This window comes from Spirillospora sp. NPDC052269 (genome assembly GCF_040679435.1).
Taxonomy (GTDB): Bacteria; Actinomycetota; Actinomycetes; order Streptosporangiales; family Streptosporangiaceae; genus Spirillospora.
Window position 1 is genome coordinate 437,598 of the sequence record NZ_JBFAUU010000007.1, and the last position, 3,673, is coordinate 441,270.

Here is a 3,673-nt window from a genome sequence, read left to right on the forward strand (position 1 = left end):
GTGTGCCCCGGGGGGGGCGCCCCCCCGGGGGGGGGGGGGGGGGGGGGGGCGGCCCCCCCCCCCCCCCCCCCCACCACCGCCGTTGCGCCGCCGTCCGGCCGAACATTCCCCGGCCGGCCCGCCGAGCATGAAACCGCTGGCGGGATGGCCGGTGTGTTCACAGCGGTGCCGGGGACTGGATCGGCGTCCACGTCGGCGAAACCGACCCTGACCTGACCCGTTCTCCCATGGCATCTCGTCGCAGCACATCTTCAGCGACGACCACTCGGCCAGTCCAGCGGGTGTCGCTCGTGTGAGAGGGGCGGCGGCCGACCATGCGGCGGCGCTGCGTGCGTGCGGGCGTTGTCGGCTCGTCTTCGCGGTTGCGGTGCTGGTTCTCGGCTACACGCCCGCGAGCAAACGGATCGTCCGGTCGGCCAGCGACAAGAACAAGAGCAAGGCATTGAAGAAGGCTGCACGCCAAGCTCCGCGACCGTGACGACGGACTGCCAGGGGAGGACACCAAGTACACGGTCGCCCAGGCCGTGCGGGACTGGCTGAAGCACGGCCTGGCCGGTCGGGAGGAAAGCACGGTCACGGGCAAGCGCATCCTTGCCGAGAAGCACGTCGTCCCCGAGCTGGGCGCGCGGAAGCTCCGCGAGTTGACGGCCGATGAAGTGGACGAATGGCTTGCCCGCAAGGCGGAGCAGGACAGCACGCGGACTCTGCAGGAACTCCGGTCCATCCTGAAGCGCGCGGTCCACCGGGCTCACAAGCTCGACAAGGTGAAGCGGAACGTCGTGCTGCTGTGTGAGCTGCCCAAGGGGCAGGAAGGACGGCCCTCCAAGGCCCTGACCGCCGCCCAGGCCGAAGCAGTGCTGAGGCGGCCCGGCCATGGCTGTGCGCCTACGTGGTGCTGTCGCTGCTGACCGGCGGGCGGACGGAGGAGTTGCGCCGCCTCACCTGGTCCCATGTGGTGGCTCACGACGTGGCGCGCGGTGCGTGGCTTCCGGTCACAGAAGTCGGCTGGGAGCACGACGAATTCGCGGTGTACGTCTGGCGGTCGGTTCGGGCGGGCGGATATACCAAGACGCCGCTCTCCCGTAGGACCTTGCAGTTGCCGCGCCGCTGCGTGTACGCCCTGGCCGTGCTGTGGGACGGCTTGGCCGCGCGCGGGGCGGAGCCCACATGCGATGGCCCCGACCGGCTGGTGTTCGGAACGCGGAATGGCACGCAGATGAGTGCCGGGAACGTGCGCCGTGAGTTCCGCCGGGTGATCATGCGCGCTGGGATGGAGGCGGCGGAGTGGACGCCTCGCGAGATGCGGCACAGCTTCGTCTCGCTGCTCTCGGACGGGGGATGCCTGTGGAGGACATCGCGCGCCTGGTCGGCCACAGCGGGACCGCCGTCACGGAGAAGGTGTACCGGATGCAGATCAGACCGGTGATGCAGCACGGGGCCACAGCGATGGACCGCATCTTCCCCAGTGATGATCAGGGACCGTCCGAGAAGCCGTAGCCAGGCAGTTGGTCAGGCAGCGGCTCTGAGTGGGCCCGAAACGCTCGGGGGGCCATTTCCGATGATCGGAAATGGCCCCCCGAGCTGCATCTATGCGGTGGGCGATACTGGGTTCGAACCAGTGACCTCTTCGGTGTGAACGAAGCGCTCTCCCACTGAGCTAATCGCCCCTGCTGGTCGGCCTTGCGGCGTTCCCGGCAAGAAGAACTCTAGCGCATGTCGGGGGGTGTTCGCGCATCGTCGGGGGGCGGTGTCGAGGGGGGCGGAGTCCCGGGCGCGGGAGCAAGCGGGAGGTTACGCTTGGGCGGGTTTGTCGATCCCTGATGCGTTCGTGGCTCGTGTCGGAGGTGGTGGACATGGCCCAGTTGGTGGACTTTTCCGGGCTCCCCGCTCGGCGGCGGAAGCGGCTGGCTTACGCGGCGACGGCGTTGCGGCCGTACGTGCCGGCGATCGCCGGGGAGGTGACGGCGTCGATCGGGCGGGAGATCCCGCAGTACGGGCGGCCGCAGGATCCGCGGGTCACGGCGAGGGTGAGCCGGGCGGTCGAGGAGCTGATCGGGCATTTCGTCGACCTGATGGAGCGGGACGTCTCGTCGGACGGGGTGCTGGCGTACGTCCGGGAGCTGGGCGCGGGGGAGGCCCGTGAGGGGCGGACGCTGGACGTGTGGCAGGCGTCGGTGCGGATCGGGGCGGGGGTCGCGATCGGGCGGCTGACCGAGGAGGCGGAGCGGCTGGGCCTCGGCGGGGAGATGCACGAGGTCGGGTACATCGCGCGGGAGGTGTTCACCTACACCGACCGGGTCATGGGGTCCGTCGGTGAGGGGCACGGCGAGGCGCGGGCGGAGGGGGATCGGCGGGGGCGGCGGCGGGCGCTGGTCGACGCTCTTCTGCGGGACGATCCCGATCTTGACGAGTTGCGGGAGGTGGCGGCGCGGGCCGGGTGGCCGCTGCCGCGGTCGGCCGCGGCGGTCGCGCTGGGATCGGCGGGGAGCCGGCCCGGGCTGCCGCCGGACGCGCTGATCGGGCTCCACCTGGACGAGCCGTGCGCGATCGTCCCGGACCCGGAGGGGACGGGACGGCGGCGTCAGCTGGAGATCGCGCTGGACGGCTGGCGGGCGGCGCTCGGGCCCGCCGTCGGGCCGGACAAGGTGGCGCGGTCGCTGTCCTGGGCGCGGCGTGCGCTCGGGCTGGTCGACGAGGGGGTCCTCGGCGCGGACGGGCTGGTCGCCGTGACCGAGCACATGCCGCTGCTGGTGATGTCGGGGGAGCAGCGGGAGCTGGTCGACCTGGTGGCCGAGCGGAGGCTCGCGCCGCTGCGGGAGGTCCGGCCGGCGCTGCGGCGGGTGCTGGCCGAGACGCTGCTGGAGCTGATCGAGTGCCGGTTCAACGCGACGGTCGCGGCGTCCAGGCTGAACCTGCACGCGCAGACCGTCCGGTACCGGCTGCGGAGGCTGGAGGAGCTGTTCGGTGAGGCGCTGCGCGACCCGCCCGTCCAGCTGGAGCTGCACATGGTGCTGCGGGCGCGGCTCGCGGTGGGCGCCATCTAAGCCTTCTGACCTGCGGTTTTGCTGAAACCGGAGGCGGGGATGGCGCGTCCCTTGTGGTCCTGTCCGGCGCGGATTGCGACGATCGTAACGATCAGTGACAGGAGGATCACATGGGTTCGCGTCTCAATCCGTACCTCGCGTTCGACGGGCAGGCCCGCGCGGCGATGGAGCACTACAAGAAGGTGTTCGGCGGGGATCTCAGCATCATGGCCTTCGGGGATTTCGGGCAGACCGACCCCGCGCTGAAGGACCGGGTCATGCACGCCAGGCTCGAGACCCCGTCGGGGTTCACGCTCATGGCGTCCGACACCCCGCCCGGCACGAGCGCGAGGCCCGCCGGGAACGTGTCGGTCTCGCTGAGCGGCGACGACGAGGGGGAGCTGCGGCGCTTCTGGGCCGGGCTGTCCGACGGGGGCGGCGTCCAGATGCCCCTGGAGAAGCAGGCGTGGGGCGACGTGTTCGGCATGTGCACCGACCGTTTCGGCGTCGAGTGGATGGTCAACATCGGTCAGCCGGCGTAGGCGTCAGGAAGGCGGCGGCACCCTGGTGAGGGTGCGCCGGTCCCCGCGGCCCGCGGCGGTGATCGGCCCGACCGACCCCGGCCCTCGGGTCGCGGCGTGGGAGACGGC

The 3,673-nt window shown here is 71.4% G+C and carries 4 protein-coding genes and 1 tRNA gene; 4 read left to right on the top strand and 1 reads right to left on the bottom strand.

Annotated features, from left to right (window positions below; genetic code table 11):
• Positions 1 to 524: 524 nt before the first annotated feature.
• Both AB0L06_RS18180 and AB0L06_RS18185 read left to right on the top strand, forming a co-directional pair.
• The gene (locus AB0L06_RS18180; RefSeq protein ID WP_500232162.1) at positions 525 to 908 is read left to right on the top strand and encodes a hypothetical protein; all 384 of its coding nucleotides are present in this window, start codon (positions 525 to 527) and stop codon (positions 906 to 908) included.
• Positions 893 to 1,426, top strand: a complete 534-nt coding sequence (locus tag AB0L06_RS18185) for a hypothetical protein (RefSeq protein ID WP_500232198.1) — start codon at positions 893 to 895, stop codon at positions 1,424 to 1,426. The genes AB0L06_RS18180 and AB0L06_RS18185 overlap by 16 nt, the downstream gene beginning before the upstream one ends.
• 169 nt (positions 1,427 to 1,595) lie before the next feature.
• On the opposite strand, the gene AB0L06_RS18190 is transcribed toward AB0L06_RS18185, so the two are convergent.
• A tRNA-Val gene (locus tag AB0L06_RS18190) sits at positions 1,596 to 1,667 on the bottom strand.
• Between the two features lie 186 nt (positions 1,668 to 1,853).
• On the opposite strand from AB0L06_RS18190, the gene AB0L06_RS18195 reads away from it, so the two are divergent.
• A complete protein-coding gene (locus AB0L06_RS18195; RefSeq protein ID WP_500232163.1) occupies positions 1,854 to 3,044 on the top strand; it encodes a PucR family transcriptional regulator in 1,191 nt (396 codons plus the stop codon).
• Between the two features lie 110 nt (positions 3,045 to 3,154).
• Positions 3,155 to 3,565: a VOC family protein gene (locus tag AB0L06_RS18200; RefSeq protein WP_500232164.1), complete on the top strand. Its 411-nt coding sequence runs from the start codon at positions 3,155 to 3,157 to the stop codon at positions 3,563 to 3,565.
• Positions 3,566 to 3,673: the final 108 nt, after the last annotated feature.